Consider the following 18,080-nt stretch of genomic DNA (forward strand, 5'->3'; position numbering starts at 1 on the left):
TATTCCGTCTAGACAAGACAAATATATATCATGTAATTATACCAAATGTCAATAGGTTAGAAGTAAAAAAGTGAAGAAAGAAAGCTGGATCCCCACGTCGGTCTTGCGACCTCCTCGGGATGACGGGGGTAGGGTTTACTCTTCATTGATTCCCTCGGGTGCGGAACGCGCCCCGGTTGGGTTACCGAAAGAAGTAAGGCGTGGGTCCTCGGGTCAAGCCCGAGGAAAGCAAAAAAAGAGAGCCTGAGGAAGGCAATAAGGGGGCCCGAGGAATTCAAGGGTGGGGCAAGGAAGGTAAAAAATGGGGCCGAGGAAGGCAACAAGAGAGAGGGCAACGGAAGGGACGATTCCCCTATATCTTCTGCATCTACACAGGCAACAAAAAAGCAAGACAGTGTAACCATCTTGCTTTCAGTTTTTGCCCTGTAAGGGCTTTAAATTCTTTTGCTTTGTAAAAGCTTTTTGTAAAACTTGTTTTTAGTTCAAGTCTTCAGCGTTAACTGTTTCGTCGTCATCGCCACGGCAAGTACATTTCCCAGCTTCTTCTGAAGCTGTTGGACTCATTCCCATACCACGCTTCGTGCAAGTTTGTTCACAAGCTTCGCGTTCTTTTGCGCCAAATCTAGCTTCTGCTTCAAATCCGAAAACAGTAAGCAAGGCCAAAGAAGATACTATTAATAGTGATTTTTTCATTTTATTCAATTCCTCCATTCGTAAACTTATTTAACCCCAATATACGCACGCCCCAAGCATAGCGTCAACACCTTTCTAAAAGAAAACTCGGTCAAAGATGTTTTTTTGCAACATACAGAATTCCTTGACTCTATCCATTTTCTGATCTATGTTCTGTTCATGAACGAAACGAAAAGGATTTAACAAGGCGTGGCAACTTTTCAAAAAACACGGAATAAAGCTGAACAAAAGGTCCTGATGGGCCTATTGAACGCTATTGAAAAAAATCCTTCCTTTACTCAGCGCGGCCTCTCTTCTGATTTGGGCGTTGCTTTGGGACTGATGAATCAATATCTAAAGCGCTGTGTTACAAAGGGATGGGTGCGGGCCTCGCAAGTTTCCCCCCGCCGTATTGCTTATTTCCTAACGCCCGAGGGGTTTAAAGAAAAAAGCCAGATGGTGCGCGATTATCTTTCTTCTTCCCTGTCTTTTTTTCGCGATGCCCGGTCCCAGTGCGATGTAGTTTTTAGGGTGTGTTTGGAAAAAGGATTCTTTTCTGTGGCGTTGGCTGGGAAGGGCGATTTGGCAGATATTGCCGCCCTTGTGGCCCAAAGCACAGAACTTAAGGTAAAAATTGTACCTAAATTAGAAAGCTTGAAGGGGTATGATGCTGTGTTGATTACAGACATTGCGGACCCCCAGGGTACTTATGATCGGTTGCAAAAAAAGATAGATCCTGCACGTATTTTGGTGTTGGATCTTTTGCACATTTCTAAAGCCAAAAAACTTTAGGTGTGATATTAAACGACTAACCTTTTCGGTCTGGCGCCAAAAATTGCGGGCGCACCCAGACTGCGGCAGCATTGGTAAAAATGATGAAAAAATATTTCTTACTCATTCTTCTGTTTACGACTTTCTTGGCACAATACAGTCAAGGGACACCATCTTCTTTTTGCTTTGTTATGAAAGAAAAGGGTAAAATTATTCAGCGGGAGGGGAATTGTGAAGCTTCCTATTCCCCCTGTTCTTCCTTTAAGATTGCCCTAAGTCTAATGGGTTTTGATTCAGGGATTTTGGTGGATAGTCAACATCCTCTATGGCCCTATGATGGACGACCTGTGGGGTTTGAAAAACACGCCCAAGACCAAACCCCCCAATCTTGGATTACGAATAGCTGTGTATGGTATTCGCAGATTTTGACCCAAAAAATGGGTATGGAAAAATTCCAACATTATGTGGATATGTTCAATTATGGTAATAAGGATTTGTCTGGGGATGCTGGACTGAATAATGGTTTAGTTATGTCTTGGTTAAGTAGCTCTTTGCAAATAACCCCTTTGCAGCAAATTGATTTTTTGGACAATGTAGTTGCTAGAAAATTTCGAATTTCAGCAGAAGCCTATGACCATACCCGGGAAGTTTTGTATTTAACAACCTTGCCAAATAATTGGAAGCTTTATGGAAAGACAGGTTCTGGCAGAAAGCAAGATTCAGACGGGACTAGAACGGACACGAACATTGGGTGGTTCGTAGGATGGATTCAAAGGGGAAATGACACAAAAACATTTGCCTGTGTGGGCGAGGGCGAAGGTGTGAATGGGCCTATAGTTAAGGAATTGGCGATTGAAAAGATAGGGAAAAGTTTAGATTGATGACAACCTCCCCCTCTATATTCTCAGCCATTCAAAAACTGCGGGCTCTTTTAACGCGGGAAGAAAAATTAAAGTGGATCGGAATTTCGGGATTCGCCTTGTGTTCCTCCTTGTTAGAGGTGATTACAGCCTCCGTAATCGTGATTTTTGCGCAGGTGCTGAATGACCCTTTGGTGGGACAGAAATATTTCGCAAAATTGGGCATTACTGCCGAAATTTCCCCACAACGGACAATTTTCTATATTGCCCTGACTTTTGGGGCGATTTATTTAATTAAAAATATTATAGCCGCCGCAGAAATTTTTTATCAAAACTTCGCCATCCAAAAAATGAATTATGAATTTAAGTCTAGGCTTTTAAATAAATATGCCGAAATGGATTATGGTTTTTATTTGACACGGAATTCTTCCTTTGGCACTGTTACGGTAAGTGGTGATGCGGAACATGCCTTTTCTAATGGTATGCTTTCTATAGCCGTTATTTTGTCTGAATCTGTCGTTTTTTTCTGTCTTGTTGGAGTGATTGTTTATATGAACCCCTCCCTTGCCCTATTTGTTTTTACAATAGGGGGTATTTTAACATTTTTAATGATCAAATTAGTATTTCCCTTGTTCTATAACTGGGGACAAAAAATGCAAGGAGCCAATATAAAGGCTCAAGAGCATCTGTATCAATTTTTTCATGCCTTTAAAGAAATTATTCTTTTGCGGAAAAAAGAGATATTTGTGAATTCATATTATAAATATTCCAAGGAAAAATCACGAATTCAGGCAGCTCAGATGGCATTTAATGCCTTGCCACGTATTACAATAGAAATACTGTTTGTGGGTCTTTTTGTTGGCACCATTTCTTTTTTATGCATGAGTCATGAAAATTCTCTTCAAATGTTGGGCATTGCGGGGGGGTATTTGTATGTCGGTTTTCGCCTGATGCCAGGACTTAATAAAATGATTGGGTTTCTAAATATGTTTAAGGCCGCAATTCCAAACATTGAAAGAGTGTATGAAGAGTATCATATGGATACTTTGAAAGAAAATTATGAAGAAATTCCCCAATTTCAGTTTAAAAAATCCATCACTTTAAAGGACGTTGATTTTCGATACATCAATACGGAAAAAGATGCCTTATCCAAAATTAATCTGGAAATCAAAAAGGGAGAATGTATTGGTATTGTGGGCGAGACGGGCTCGGGAAAATCCACTCTCATCAATTTGATTCTAGGCCTTTTAAAGCCTTACCACGGCACTATTGTGATTGATGGTCAGTATCCGGCTAACTCTTACCAATGGCATACCAAAATAGGATATGTGCCCCAATCTATTTATTTGACAGACGATACGATTGAAGCCAATATCGCCTTTGGCGAAAAACCAGAGAAAATTGACCAGAAAAGATTGATGAAAGTGATTGAAGATTCTCAGCTAGGGGCCCTAATTGCCCAACTTCCCAATGGCCCTAAAACTATTGTGGGAGAACGAGGAATTCGTTTGTCTGGTGGTGAACGCCAACGTATTGCCATTGCCCGTGCTTTGTATAGAGACCCGGAAGTTTTGATATTTGACGAGGCCACGTCTTCTTTAGATACAGCAACGGAAGCGCGCCTTATGGAAACGATTCATTCTGTCATTAAAGATCGTACCGTTATCATGATTGCTCATCGCTTGAGCACATTAAAGGACTGTGATCGGGTAGTTGAGGTGGAACAGTGCTCAATTTCTGATGTTGCAAAGGCTAAAAAAATGGAAAAAAATGTCTAACATTAAAATCTCTGTTATTGGTTGTGGATATTGGGGTAAAAACCTGGTGCGAAATTTTTCAGAACTGGGGGCTCTGGATTCAGTTTGCGATGCGAATGAAACATTAGCTCTTCAAGCCTCTACAACTTACGATGTGCCCTCATTAACACTAGATCAGGTATTAAAAAGTTCCGTCAGTGGGGTTGTTATTGCGGCGCCGGCGGTTCAACATTTTGAACTTACTCAACAAGCGCTGAAAGCTGGAAAACATGTTTTTGTAGAAAAACCGCTTTCCTTAAAGATTGAGGAAGCTAAAATACTTTGCGATCTTGCTACCAAATCGAATCGCCAACTTATGGTGGGTCATTTGTTGCAATACCATCCTGCCTTTTTAGAACTCAAACGTCTTATTTCAAAGGGTCGTCTGGGTCGTCTTCAATATATCTATTCTAATCGTTTGAATCTAGGAAAATTTCGCAATGAGGAGAATATTTTGTGGAGTTTTGCCCCCCACGATATTTCTATGATTTTGGCGCTAGCTGGAGACCTTCCTGAAACAGTTTATGCCACAGGCGCCTGCCATTTGCATCCCCATATTCAAGATGTAACTACGACCCACTTGTCTTTTAAAAATGGAATACAGGCTCATGTTTTTGTGTCCTGGCTGCATCCCTATAAAGAACAAAAGCTTGTTGTGGTTGGAGAAAAGGGAATGGCTGTATTTGATGATGGTCTTCCTTGGGAAGAAAAGCTAAAATTGTACCCTCATCAGGTCAATTGGATTGATGGGATGCCTCACCCGGAAAAGGCAGAAGTTGTTAACGTTTCTTTGGAGGCTGCCGAACCCCTTAAGCTTGAATGTGAGCATTTTATTGAGTGCATTAAAAATGATCAAAAAGCTAGAACAGATGGCCTTGAGGGCTTAAGAGTGTTGCAAGTTTTAGATGCAGCTCAACAGTCGTTACATTCCCATAAAACCATTAACTTAAAAACTGCAACCCTTCCCTATTTTGTCCACGAAACAGCTTTTGTTGACGAAGGGGCTGAAATTGGGCAGGGAACGAAAATTTGGCATTTTTCCCATATTCTAAAGGGAACAAAAATAGGGAAAGACTGTGTGATTGGCCAAAACGTAATGATTGGTCCCGATGTAGTCGTGGGAAATCGTTGCAAGATTCAAAATAATGTCAGCCTTTATAAAGGGGTTATCTTAGAAGATGGAGTTTTTTGTGGACCCTCTTGTGTTTTCACGAATGTTCATACGCCGCGGGCTGAAATTGAACGCAAAGATGAATTCCGCACCACCTATGTGGAAAAAGGTGTTACGATTGGTGCCAATGCTACTATTGTTTGTGGCAATAAATTAGGTGCTTATAGCTTGATTGGTGCAGGAGCCGTAATTACAAAAGACGTCAAACCTCATGCTGTCATGGTAGGCAATCCAGCCAAACAAATCGGTTGGGTATCTCATGCAGGTGAAAAACTAGGAGAAGACTTGGTCTGCCCTAGGGAGGGAAGAAGGTATGAAATTGTGGAGATGGAATTGATTTCTAAATCAAAGAATTAAGGAGAATTTAATGAAAAATTTTTTCGTTCATGAAACTGCAGAAGTTAGCCCTGATGCCTCTATTGGAGAGAAAACAAAAATTTGGAACTGGTCAAAAGTTCGAGAAGGGGCTGTTATAGGAAAAAACTGTAACGTAGGGCAATGTGTATACATTGATAAAGGGGTTGTAATTGGCAATGATTGCAAAATTCAAAATGGAGTTCAGTTATATTTAGGTTTAAAAATAGGAAAAGAAGTTTTTATAGGACCTAATACAACTTTCACTAATGACAAGTATCCCCGTGCCACAAGTGGTCTTTGGACCGTTGTTGATACTCTTATTGAAGATGGAGCCTCAATAGGAGCTGGGTGTGTTATTATTTGTGGTGTTACAATCGGCAAAAGAGCTCTGATTGGTGCAGGGAGCACCGTAACAAAAAATGTTCCCCCTAATACTTTAGTGCAAGGAAATCCAGCAAAAATTGTAAGATCTTTAAAGTCAGAAGAGTAGAAAGAATTATATGAAATACTTAGTTTTAGGAGGTGCCGGGTTCATTGGTAGCCATTTTGTCGATCGTTTACTAAAAGAGCAAGAAGCAAAAGTTACTGTGGTTGACAATTTCTTTCTAGGAAATATGAAAAATCTTGAAGATGCGTTGTCTTATAATAAAAAAATAAAAATCTATAAAGAGGATGCAGCTAATACTCTAAGTCTAAACAATATCATACATCTTGAAAAACCAGATATTATTATAAATTTTGCTACTAAAGCTTTATTGTATTCATTTGAAAACCCTGCTGAAGCTTTTAATGTTAACAATCAAATAATAATTAATCTTTTAGAGGCGTTAAGATTAAAAAAATACCAAAGGCTCTTACACATATCGACTTCAGAAGTTTTTGGCTCTGCTGTTTGTGAAAAAATAAATGAAGATCATCCGCTCCTTCCAGAAACGACATATGCGGCCGGGAAAGCTTCAGCGGATTTAGCTATCCGTTCTTATCTCAATATGTTTGATCTAGATGTATTAGTTCTAAGACCTTTTAATAACTATGGACCTAGGCAAAACAGAGAGGCCTTAGCTGCTATTATACCTGTTACGATTATGAGAATATTGGATAAAAAAGAACCTATTATTGAAGGAGATGGTTTGCAAACCAGAGATTTTATATACGTTAAGGATACTGTACATATAATAAAGAAATTTATAGACCATCCGCATATTCTTAAAGAAAAATTCTATAATATAGGGTCTGGTATTGAGACAAACATACTATCATTAGTGACCGAAATTTCTAATCTTATGGGTTTTAAGGGTAATTTCTTATATAAACCCAAAAGAAGCGCTGATGTACAAAGACATTTAGCTGATACTAGTAGATTAAAAGCAGCTATTAAGGATATACCTTTAACACCTTTTTCTTATGGTTTAAGTCAGACAATAGAATGGTATAAAAAGCATTAAATGGCGATTCTTGCTTGCGGATCACTAGTCAATACAGATATTGCAGTAGCAGAATTGCTATCACGCTATAATTTATCGATGAATGTATTAAGATTTAAACAAAAAGTCACCTTAAAAAACTCTAATAAAATAAATATTTTTTATCAATAAATGAATATACTCAGGTTTTTCTGGCGCATCATGCTCCTGTTAATAGGATTTTTTCACAACAGTTTAATTGTTTTTTTATCTTTTTTCTATTTTTCAATACTAATATTAATATTTTTACCTCTCAAAATAAAAGGAAAAGGGTATTTCGTTGGTATTCAGGAATTATGCGGATGTATCTATTCCACTAAATTTGCTCTTAATTATTGTGGTTTTGATGACGTGACAGCTATGGGGATAGTAGGTTTTTTTGATAAAAATAATTTATATGACTATACTATTAAAATACCAGAATGGCTCAATCAATATCCTAATCTAAGGAAATATTGGGTTTTCTTTCAAAAAGCTTTTTATCTGCCTAAGTTTTTATATGGAAAAGAAAATTTTATATTTTTCTGGAATTGTACCTTTCTTCCTGTAAACCTAGACCTTGTTCTTTTAAAAATCTTGAGGAAAAAAATAGTTATTTTTCATTGTGGAGATGACGTCCGTTATAGGCCAATTCACAATAAATTAATGAAAATGGAAGGAATGGAGTATTGTTTTCCTTCTTTGAATGAGATGTTTCCAACCCTCGTTTTTTTGCAAAAATTATTTTATCAGAAATTTCCTAGCTATTTACGTATTCCAATTTATACATTGATGAATATGGAAACTTTTTTAGATGATGGTGCTTATTACTTTAGGTTGTGCCAAAAAGATTTTTTAGCGCCAGATAAAAAAATAAATAATATAGTTCCTCTTATAGTGCATGCACCAAGTCATAGAGAACTGAAAGGGACTAAAATTGTTTTAGATGCAATAGAAATTCTGCGCGCCCAAAATGTTAAATTTGATTTCTTATTACTAGAGAATAAAACTAATGATGAAGTCATTAAGATTTTAAAAACGGCAGATATTGTTATAGATCAACCTGGTTTGTGGGGAAGGCTTGCAATGGAAGGAATGGCTCATTCTTGTATTGTTTTTGGAGGATTTAATCCTCAGTATGAAAATACTAATTGGAATTTGCCCATTTTTCCATTTAATAGAGATCCTATCGAATTGGCTAATAATATTAGAAAAACCTTGCAAAATATTAGAAGTAAAGACTTGCGCAATAAATTTTTTAAAGCATACAAAGATTACTACAGTGCAGAAGCATTTGTTTCTCATTTAAATAATGTGTTATCAGGCAAAATTGAGAAAGAATTATTCCCCCATCCAAATCATAAAGAAAAGCTTCTCAGTGCAGCTGAAAACTTATTTCAACGTTTCATGATAAAATTATTTATAAAATAAAATGTGCGGTATCTTTTTTTCTATAGGTTTTGAAAACCTTCCTCCCTCTGTTATAGATAGTGTAGCTCATCGAGGCCCAGATGGTAGGGGTTGGAATGAATTTAATTCTCCCAATGGTCCTGTAGTAATGGGTCATCGACGGCTTGCCATTGTTGATCTAAGTGCAGATGGTCATCAACCTATGAGTACTGAGGACCAACGCTATTGGGTGACTTATAATGGGGAAATTTATAACTATATCGAGATTCGCAAAGAACTTGAAAGTTTAGGCCACCATTTTAAAACCAAGACTGATACAGAAGTTCTTCTAAAAAGTTATTTGGAGTGGGGGGCTGATTGCCTGAACCGTTTTAATGGTATGTTCGCCTTTGTCATTTGGGATGACAAAGAAAAGAAGGTGTTTGCGGCCCGAGATCGCTTTGGAGTCAAACCCCTTTACTATTACAGACAAGGTAATAAAATTGCCTTTGCATCTGAAATTAAGCAATTGCTTTCTATTCCAGAATATGTTCTCTTAATCGATCAAGATCATTTATCTTTTTTTCTATTGTTTAGGCATCATCCTCTTTCAAATTCAACATTATTTCAGAAAATTTATCACCTTGAAGCAGGTCACGTTTTTACAGAGAAAAAACATGGGTATGCTGCTGAAGTATGGTATAAACCCCAGTATTCAAAAGAAGGAGGAAATCTTGAAGAGAAATTTTTAGCCCTTTTTCAAGACTCTGTAAAAAAAAGGTTGATTGCTGATGTTCCTGTTGGGGCTCTTTTGTCTGGGGGATTAGACAGTTCTTCTATTGTTTGTATGATCAGTGAACTTTCAAAAAAAAATTCTGCCTATAAAGATGTGGAAACATTTACAAGTTGGTCTCCCGACCTTTTGGTTGATGAGCGATTTTATAGTAATGCGGTTGCAGAAAAAACAGGCCTATATAATCATCTGTGCGAAATAAAAGATGAATCACTTCAGTCGGATATTGAAAAAATAATTTATCACCAAGAAGAACCTATTTTTAGTGCATCTATTCAATCTGAATGGAATATTTATAAAAATATTTCGCAAAAGACAAAACTAAAAGTCGTTCTAGATGGTCAGGGTTCTGATGAGTTAACAGGTGGTTACTTATTTATGATCCCGTATTTTCTTTCTCATTATCTAAAAAATGGTTCCATATTTTCTGCATTAAAGGAGTTCTATAGTAGTTTGAGAGTTCATAAAAATCTTAAAGGAAAAACTCTTGCAATGGATACATTATTGCAAATTTGCCCAGAGATTATCTCTTGCATTCAGTCAGCAAGAGGAAAGAATTCTGATTTTAGTGGATTAAAAAACTTTGATAATTTTCAAGATTATACAATTTATTTGTTAAAGAGGTCAATTGAGCCCCAATTAAGATGGCAAGACAGGTCCAGTATGGCTTTCAGTATTGAATCCAGACAGCCTTTTTTAGACTATAGATTGGTTGAATTTTTAATCTCACTTCCTCCAGAGAAAAAATTTCAGAAAGGAAACACAAAAGTTATTATTCGAGAAGCCATGAAAGGAATTTTGCCAGAAATCGTGCGAAACAGAGTTACTAAATTTGGATTTCCCAGCCCCCAGGAAACTTTAATAAATAATCTAGATCAAGACTATTTGTCTTATTATTTAGCAAAAGGTAATGCTATCATAGAAAATATGAATATAGATTTTTTTGACCGAGCTCATGATTCAAATCAAAATGTGCTCGCCTCTTTTTCTTTAGGTTTATGGGCAGAGCAATTTAAAGTATCATGATTTCTGTGCCCTACAAGCAATGTCCTGTCTGTGTAATGGATACAACAGATCCAGAAATTCATATTGATAGTGAGGGGTGTACCTATTGTAAAAGATACAAACAAAACATACCAAAACTCCCAAAATTTCGAAAAAATGCAGAAGAAATTCTGAACGATTTAGTTTCCAAAATAAAAAAAGATGGCATAAACAAACCATATGATTGTCTGATAGGGGTTAGTGGTGGGGTAGATAGTTCTTATGTGGCGTATTATGTAAAAGAAGTTCTTAAGCTGCGTCCTTTGGCTCTTCATCTTGACAATGGATGGAATGATGAATTGGCGGTTCATAATATTGAAAAAATACTTAGAAAACTAGATATTGATTTATGGACTGAGGTGCTAGACTGGAATGAATTCAGCTCTCTCCAGATGTCTTTTTTGAAGGCTTCTGTCCCTGATTGCGAAATCCCGACGGATCATGCTATTGTAGCATCTCTTTACCAGACCGCAAAAAAGTTTAATATTAAGTATATTTTGGTGGGCAATAATCTTGTTACTGAATCTATTATGCCTAATACTTGGTCTAGGGGGCATTCGGATTGGAAATATATTTCTAGTGTCAATGGTAGAAAAAAGCTTAAGACATTCCCTCATTACACGTTTCTTCAAACGTGGTGGAGGAATCATTTTTCTTCTATAAAAAAAGAACGTATTTTGTCTTATATCAACTTTAATAAAGCCGAAGCCTCTGTTTTTTTACAACAAGAATTTGGTTGGCAGCCGTATTCGGGAAAACACCATGAGTCTATTTACACTAAGTTCTACCAAGCTTATTGGCTGCCGCAAAAATTTGGATACGATAAACGCAAAGGTCATCTTTCAGCCTTAATCTGTGCAGGGCAAATTTCAAGAGATGAGGCCTTCCAAGAACTAGCCGTGGCACCTATTGCAAAAAACGATATCAAAAACTTAAAAGCATACGTTGCTGAAAAATTTGAAATATCAATCGAAGAGCTAGATAAGCTCTTTAATCAGCCTAATCGGTCCTTTTATGACTACCCATCACATTATAATTGTTGGCAATATTATTGGGTTCGTTTTCTGTACAGAAAATTTATCAAGCCTTTGAAAATTTGGCTGAAAAAATGAAAAAAATCACCATTGTAGATTGTGGGATTGGTAACAGAGCCTCTATTCTTAATATGCTAGAGAAGTTAGGGTATGAAAGCGTTATATCCCGTCATCCAAAAGACATTCTTTCTGCTGATCTTCTGATCCTGCCAGGGATCGGATCTTTTGATGCATTCATGAGTGCTCTGTATCAACATAATTTACTAGAGCCTCTTGAAGAGGCTGTTCTTAAAAGAAAAACCCCCCTCTTGGGGATTTGTTTGGGCATGCAGGTTTTATTGGAAAAAAGTGATGAAGGGGTGCTTCCTGGTTTAGGATGGATTAAGGGAGAGGTGTGTGCTCTAAGAAATATTTTTAAAGATGACGTTAAGATTCCTCATATAGGTTGGGAGGAGGTAAGTAGAATAAATAATTATTTTCTTCCTTCTCATGCTCAATATTATTTCGTTCATAGTTATTATTGTCAGCCTAAAGATAGTAAAAATATTGCCGGAGAAATTTTTCTATCCGATAAGAAAATTGTTGTAGCCATAAAAAAAGACAACATTTATGGGGTGCAATTTCATCCAGAAAAAAGTCATAGATTTGGACTAGAATTTTTTAAAAAATTTATTAATCATGTTGAAAAATAGATATATTCCTGTGTTACAAATACTGGATCGTAAACTTGTAAAAACGATAAAATTTGTTCCAAAGCGCTATCTTGGAGACCCATTAAATGCTATTCGAATTTTTAATTTGAAGGGGGTTAACGAACTTGTAATCACCGATATTGGGGCAACACTTACAAAAAAAATAGATTTTGAGTTTCTTAAAAAATTAAGTGCACAAGCTTTTGTTCCTTTGACATATGGGGGCGGAATCTCTTCTGTTGAGGATGTTAATAAACTTTATCAGCTGGGGTTTGATAGAATTTTATTGGGAAGTGCAGGAATTTTGAATCCTAAGATAATAGATGAAATCGCAAGAATATATGGGTCACAAAGTATAATTTGCTCTCTTGATGTTATGAAAACTCTATTTGGATATAAAATCAAATATCATGGAAGCAGAGATAGTGTTTCAGCCAATAGTTTAGATTTTTTTATAAGAAATTTTATTGACCATGGAGCAGGAGAGATATTATTGCACGATATTAATAGAGATGGGACTTTCAAAGGACTAGATTGCGATTTGATTCATAATGTTGCCCAAAAGAGCTCTATTCCTGTAATGGTTTGTGGTGGCGCATCTAGTTTAATAGATATGGATAAAGCGCTATCTTCCGGAGCATCTGCCGTTGCAGCGGGGAGTTTTTTTTCTTTTTACGGAAAACATAAAGCTGTTTTAATTAATTATGGAGTAGACAGTTGAAAAAACGTATTTTCTCGATTGTGGGAACTAGACCGCAATTTATTAAGGCTGCTGTTTTATCTAGAACATTAAAAAAAAGCTCTAAGTTTATAGAAACTATTGTGCATACAGGACAACATTTTGATTCTAATATGTCAGATATTTTTTTTCGTGAGCTTGCTATAAAAAGCCCTATGTACAACCTGAATATTAATGGGAAATCTCATGGCCAAATGACAGCTCATATGCTTGAAGCACTGGAAACTATTTTTATTAAAGAAAAACCAGATTCAGTTCTTGTTTATGGGGATACAAATTCAACACTAGCAGGGGCTCTGGCAGCAGCTAAGCTAAAAATTCCAATTCTGCATGTTGAGGCAGGTCTTAGATCCTATAATAAAAATATGCCAGAAGAAATTAATCGTGTTTTAACTGACCATTTAAGTAGTTTATTATTTTGCCCTACCCAGACATCAGTTCACAATTTGAATGTTGAAGGGATTAGAGAAGATGTTCATCTTGTTGGAGACGTCATGTATGACGCAACACTATATGCATTAAAATTAATAGATACTAATAGGGCATTAAAAGAAAAGTTTGTATTTTTACCAGAAAACTTTGCCCTTTTAACAATACATCGTGAAGAATCCACGATATCTTTAGATGGGTTTCAAAAATTTTTAAACTATGTAAATTCTTTTGCTAAACAAAATGATCTGAAAATCATTTTCTCTGTACATCCGAGAACAAGAAAATTTTTAGAAAATTCACAAATATCTTTAAACAATCTTATACTTATTGACCCATTAAGCTATTTTGAAATTCAGTTTGTATTATCCAGAGCTCAGTATGTTTTAACAGACTCTGGGGGGCTTCAAAAGGAAGCCTATTTTCACAAAGTACCCTGTGTAACATTGAGATCAGAAACTGAATGGGTAGAAACTATTGAAGCTGGCTGGAATAGACTTTGGAGTATAGAACACTATAAATCACGACAGGATATCAAGGATTATGGCCATGGGGACGCTGCCAGTAAGATTGTTAAAATTATGGAGGCGGAATTATGAAGATGCTTCGAATTGGATACTATACTGAAGTTAATCTCAATAAAAACGATGGACCTGCAGTTAATGAACTTGAATTTATAAAATCTCTTTCATCTTTAAATGTGAAGAACTGTTCTATTTTTCTGGCAAGTGAGAATAAAAATAATCCTGTATTAGAGAAGTTAAATGTCTTTTTTTTAGGTGATGCGCCAAGAATATCAATGATCTTGAAATGGTTTCGTCGCTTTTTGCTCATAAATAAGGAAATTAAAAATAGAAAAACCCAAATATTAGTATGTCGGCTTACAGACTATCCTATAGTGCCCTTGCTCGTGAAAATTTTTAATCCAAAAATTAAACTATCTATAAAAACTGCAGCTCTTTGGTGGGTTGGTAGATCAGATTCTAAAAAAGTTTCTGACCGAATTTATCTCTTTTTTAATGATCTGATAACCAAGGCGGTTTATAGAAGGGCAGATGCTATAGACGTAGCTATGCCAGAAACAAAGAAAACACTTATTGCCTTAGGTTTAGCCCAATTCGAAAAAACAAAAATAATAGATAACAATATTAACACAGAGATGTTTTTTCCAGATTTTACTTTACGGCCTCGACAGAAAATAAACGTCCCAAAAAATTCTATAGTTTTAGGATTTGCCGGAAGTCTTCCGACCCAAAGAGGTGCCACTCAAATATTGAAAGTTGCGGAAAAACTAGAATCCACTATAAATAATCTTTATGTCTTGATTGTCGGATACGATGAAAGGTTGCACAATTTAGTCGAACAAACCAGTTTCCCGAGAAAGAAAATACTGCTAACGGGACAACTGCCATACTCAGAAATTCCCACCTGTATAGCAGCCATGACTATATGCTACTCTTTTTTTGAAGAACATAAAATTAAAAGAACTGGAAACGCTTCTCAGAAAGTAAAACAATATATATCTATGGGAAAACCAGTCATAAGCGTTTCGACAGGCCATGAGTATTTGCAGAAACAACAACTCGGATCTCCAGTAAATCAAAACGACATCGAAGAAATTGCTCGAGAAACTGTTAAATGGATTAAGCGTATCGAAACGGAAGGTGATATGCTTGCTCAAAGACTCCACCAATACGCCGTAGATCATTTGTCTACTGAAAAAACTCTTCAGCAGCGGTTAGAGTTTTGGAATTCAATTCTTAAAAAAGGTTAGAAATGTATACAATAATAAAAAAATATTTTAAAACACATTTTCCTGATTTTTTCATCAGAGCAAGAAATTTCAAAGATCAGACAAAAATTGAAATTAATACCCTGAAGCAGGTGGGCATTTTAAGAATTCTAAAGCAATTTATAGGCTCGAAAAAAAAATGGAAGATTGAACTGCCTCTTCAAAAAAGTTTGCGTTTGAAGCTAGATATTGAGTCCTTAGAGGTTTTCTGCAAACAAATAAAAAATTTTAAAGAAGGGGGACATACGTATTATTTTCCGCCACACAGTGTTGAAATTTCTTCCCTGAAGGACATTATTCCTTATGGACCGAGAAAATTTGGGGCTAAAATTATTAAACACAAAGGGGGGATAGATAAATCCTTTGTTGCCCCTAACAAGGCTTGCAAGTCTTATGAGTTATTTTCCCCTTCTCATAAAGATTTATTATTAGTCCACAACCTATTCTTTAATTTAAAAATGGGACCAAGGCTTTATGACATCGAAGAAATTCAGTTTCAGAATGGAGACATTCATGTGGCTTACATTATGGAGCATATTGATGGCAAAATTGCCGCTCAGGCAAAGTGTGAAAATTTTATCCAGGACATAAAGAAACTTGAGGCAGAAAATCTGATCAAACTCATTAACTGGAATGGGTACGAAGACATGGATTTTGTTTGCCCAGAATGCAATGGCAATCTAATTTATGACTCCCATTCAAAGTCACCAAAATATGTAGATTTGCAAAATTTTTCTTTGGGGAACTATTATAATTATTTGAAAAAAATAGCTCTTGAAGCCTCTGAGGCCTCTCATTTCGGTCAAAAAAGCTACTTGATGGGAGGAAAATATCTCTATCAAGAAATTCCAGGGCTTAATTTGACGGCAAAAAGATCTCCGTCTGAACGTTTTAAAGTTTTAAAAAAGTTATTAATTGAATCTAATATTACTTTAGAAAATAAATTTATTATAGATGTAGGGTGCAACCTTGGTTTAATGGGGGCCCAGTATCTAAAGGAAGGAGCAGCTTGGCTTCATGGTTTTGATTTTCCTCAAGTTGTTCCCTATGCAGAGAAAGTCTTGTTATCTATTGGTTGCACAAGATTTTCTCTTACAGGGATTAAATTAAGCAAAGAAGTTTCTCTTAAAAAACATCTTTCTATGCAACTTAAGGGGTGCGTGATCTCCTACCTAGCTATTAGAGGGCACATCGGATGGATAGAAGAATTATCTGACATTCCTTGGGAATTTATGATTTATGAAGGACACGAAAATGAAGATTTGGAAATGAACAAGAATTTTCTTAAGGAGCTAAATAAGATAAAACCATGTCACGTGTTAACCGATGGATGGATATCTGACGCAAATTCAGCACCTCGTTATATTGCTATTCTAAAAGCTAAACAATAGAACTTTAGATTTCAGCCCCTTTTCCAATATCCTTACCCCATTCTCAATAACAGAGAGAGGGGTTCGAATTCTCAGCCTATTATAGCTGATTTCTTTAGAGGATATAAGGCGCGAGGAGAGGTTCCTAATAAAACATAGGTAAGTAACAACATACTTCTTTTGTAAGAAATTGGCTACATCCTAAAACTATTGAAACTGCTAACCTCTTATCTTATAGTCAACCTATGAAGAAAATGCGCAAAGCTATTTTCCCAGCCATGGAATTCTTTCGGTCCCCATGACTGACAGCATTACTATTTTCTGGTTTAGGCAAGATTTAAGGATCTCTGATAACCCAGCTCTTTCTGAGGCGGCTCAAGGGGGATCCCTTATGTCTATATATATCTTAGATGATCAGAGCCCTGGCCCTTTCAAAATGGGGGAAGCCAGCAGATGGTGGCTGCACCACTCTTTAGAAAATCTTAATAAATCTCTTAACCATAGTCTGAATTTTTACAGGGGATCTTCCCGGCAGGTTTTTAGGGATATTCTAAAATCAAAAAAAATAAAGGCTGTCTTTTGGAATGAGTGTTATGAGCCCTGGAGAGTTGAAAACGATAGACTTATAAAGCATGAACTAGAAAAGGCTGGAATTGAATGCCACATCTTCAATGGTTCTTTTTTATGGGATCCAAATTCTATTCTCACAAAAGAAAAAACACCCTATAAGGTTTTTACCCCTTTTTACAGAAAAGGATGCCTTCAGGGGCCTATACCAAGAAAACCCTTGCCCAGCATTCCAAAAGTTCACTTTCTTAAAGACCATTCAAATCCAACTGTTCTGGAAAATCTGAATCTACTTCCGAAGAAGGATTGGTATAAGTCATTTGGATCTTTCTGGGAAATTGGTGAAAAATCAGCGCACAAAAAGCTAGAACACTTTCTGGAAAATGGGCTTTTAGGCTATCAAGAAAAAAGAAATCATCCCGACAAATTAAATGTTTCAAGATTGTCTCCTCACTTGCATTTTGGGGAAATTTCCCCCAATCAAATTTGGTATAAGGCCCAATCAAAAGGACAAATAGAAGGTTGGGAAAAAGACTCAGACTGTTTTTTGACGGAACTGGGATGGCGTGAATTTTCATGCTATTTATTGTATTACTTTCCTGAATTACCCCATGAAAATTTTCAAAAAAAATTCAATAATTTTCCTTGGGGTTCCAACAAAAATCTTTTGCAAGCATGGCAAAAAGGACAGACAGGAATCCCTATTGTAGATGCAGGTATGAGAGAGCTTTGGCAAACCGGATATATGCATAACCGCCTTCGAATGATTGTGGCTTCATTCCTTGTAAAAAATTTGGGAATTCATTGGCGATTTGGGGAAGAATGGTTTTGGGATTGTTTGGTGGATGCAGACCTGGCAAGTAACAGTGCCAGTTGGCAATGGGTTGCTGGGTCAGGGGCAGATGCTAGTCCTTATTTTAGAATATTTAATCCAGTTTTACAGGGAGAAAAATTTGACTCTCAGGGAATCTATACCCGTCGTTTTGTTCCAGAGCTAGAAAATTTACCACTCAAATATCTATTTAAGCCTTGGGAGGCTCCCGAAGATGTTTTACAGAAAGCGAAAATAACCCTGGGCACTACTTATCCTCATCCAATTGTAGATCTGAATAAATCTAGACAGAGAGCACTTTCTACCTATAAATCTATAAGAAACATCTAA

Annotated in this window: 16 protein-coding genes; 15 read left to right on the forward strand and 1 reads right to left on the reverse strand. The window is 36.5% G+C overall.

The features are described from left to right. Positions 1-477: 477 nt before the first annotated feature. Positions 478-693: a hypothetical protein gene (locus WCG05_03975; protein MEI8321150.1), complete on the reverse strand. Its 216-nt coding sequence runs from the start codon at positions 691-693 to the stop codon at positions 478-480. A 189-nt stretch (positions 694-882) separates the two neighbouring features. Here WCG05_03975 and WCG05_03980 point away from each other — a divergent pair, with 189 nt between their 5' ends. From WCG05_03980 to WCG05_04050, 15 genes are all read left to right on the forward strand, one after another. Next, complete coding sequence (locus tag WCG05_03980) at positions 883-1,464, forward strand: winged helix-turn-helix transcriptional regulator (protein MEI8321151.1); 582 nt, start codon at positions 883-885, stop codon at positions 1,462-1,464. 80 nt (positions 1,465-1,544) lie between these two features. Next, a complete protein-coding gene (locus WCG05_03985; protein ID MEI8321152.1) occupies positions 1,545-2,324 on the forward strand; it encodes a penicillin-binding transpeptidase domain-containing protein in 780 nt (259 codons plus the stop codon). Then, a complete protein-coding gene (locus WCG05_03990; GenBank protein ID MEI8321153.1) occupies positions 2,324-4,081 on the forward strand; it encodes an ABC transporter ATP-binding protein in 1,758 nt (585 codons plus the stop codon). The genes WCG05_03985 and WCG05_03990 overlap by 1 nt, the downstream gene beginning before the upstream one ends. Next, entirely contained in the window at positions 4,074-5,627 is a 1,554-nt protein-coding gene (locus tag WCG05_03995) for a Gfo/Idh/MocA family oxidoreductase (protein MEI8321154.1), read from the forward strand. The genes WCG05_03990 and WCG05_03995 overlap by 8 nt, the downstream gene beginning before the upstream one ends. 10 nt (positions 5,628-5,637) lie before the next feature. Continuing rightward, positions 5,638-6,117 (forward strand): acyltransferase, encoded by a 480-nt coding sequence (locus tag WCG05_04000; protein MEI8321155.1) that lies wholly within the window; start codon positions 5,638-5,640, stop codon positions 6,115-6,117. Positions 6,118-6,127: 10 nt separating this feature from the next. Then, a complete protein-coding gene (locus tag WCG05_04005; protein MEI8321156.1) occupies positions 6,128-7,072 on the forward strand; it encodes a GDP-mannose 4,6-dehydratase in 945 nt (314 codons plus the stop codon). Positions 7,073-7,252: 180 nt separating this feature from the next. Next, positions 7,253-8,500 carry a hypothetical protein gene (locus tag WCG05_04010; protein ID MEI8321157.1) on the forward strand — a complete coding sequence of 416 codons (1,248 nt, stop codon included), beginning with the start codon at positions 7,253-7,255 and terminating at the stop codon, positions 8,498-8,500. A 1-nt stretch (position 8,501) separates the two neighbouring features. Further along, positions 8,502-10,277 (forward strand): asparagine synthase (glutamine-hydrolyzing), encoded by a 1,776-nt coding sequence (gene asnB / locus WCG05_04015; GenBank protein ID MEI8321158.1) that lies wholly within the window; start codon positions 8,502-8,504, stop codon positions 10,275-10,277. Continuing rightward, positions 10,274-11,407, forward strand: a complete 1,134-nt coding sequence (locus WCG05_04020) for an N-acetyl sugar amidotransferase (GenBank protein ID MEI8321159.1) — start codon at positions 10,274-10,276, stop codon at positions 11,405-11,407. Before asnB ends, WCG05_04020 begins: the two co-directional genes overlap by 4 nt. Further along, positions 11,404-12,021 carry an imidazole glycerol phosphate synthase subunit HisH gene (gene hisH / locus WCG05_04025; GenBank protein MEI8321160.1) on the forward strand — a complete coding sequence of 206 codons (618 nt, stop codon included), beginning with the start codon at positions 11,404-11,406 and terminating at the stop codon, positions 12,019-12,021. Before WCG05_04020 ends, hisH begins: the two co-directional genes overlap by 4 nt. Next, the gene (locus WCG05_04030; GenBank protein MEI8321161.1) at positions 12,008-12,742 is read left to right on the forward strand and encodes a HisA/HisF-related TIM barrel protein; all 735 of its coding nucleotides are present in this window, start codon (positions 12,008-12,010) and stop codon (positions 12,740-12,742) included. The genes hisH and WCG05_04030 overlap by 14 nt, the downstream gene beginning before the upstream one ends. Next, the gene (wecB, locus tag WCG05_04035) at positions 12,739-13,788 is read left to right on the forward strand and encodes a UDP-N-acetylglucosamine 2-epimerase (non-hydrolyzing) (GenBank protein ID MEI8321162.1); all 1,050 of its coding nucleotides are present in this window, start codon (positions 12,739-12,741) and stop codon (positions 13,786-13,788) included. Before WCG05_04030 ends, wecB begins: the two co-directional genes overlap by 4 nt. After that, positions 13,785-14,963, forward strand: a complete 1,179-nt coding sequence (locus WCG05_04040; protein MEI8321163.1) for a glycosyltransferase — start codon at positions 13,785-13,787, stop codon at positions 14,961-14,963. Before wecB ends, WCG05_04040 begins: the two co-directional genes overlap by 4 nt. A gap of 2 nt (positions 14,964-14,965) precedes the next feature. Further along, positions 14,966-16,372 (forward strand): hypothetical protein, encoded by a 1,407-nt coding sequence (locus tag WCG05_04045; GenBank protein ID MEI8321164.1) that lies wholly within the window; start codon positions 14,966-14,968, stop codon positions 16,370-16,372. A 277-nt stretch (positions 16,373-16,649) separates the two neighbouring features. Continuing rightward, on the forward strand, positions 16,650-18,080 hold the full coding sequence (locus tag WCG05_04050) for a deoxyribodipyrimidine photo-lyase (protein MEI8321165.1): 1,431 nt from the start codon (positions 16,650-16,652) through the stop codon (positions 18,078-18,080).

This window comes from Alphaproteobacteria bacterium (assembly GCA_037146715.1).
Lineage (GTDB): Bacteria > Pseudomonadota > Alphaproteobacteria > UBA7879 > UBA5542 > JBAWWO01.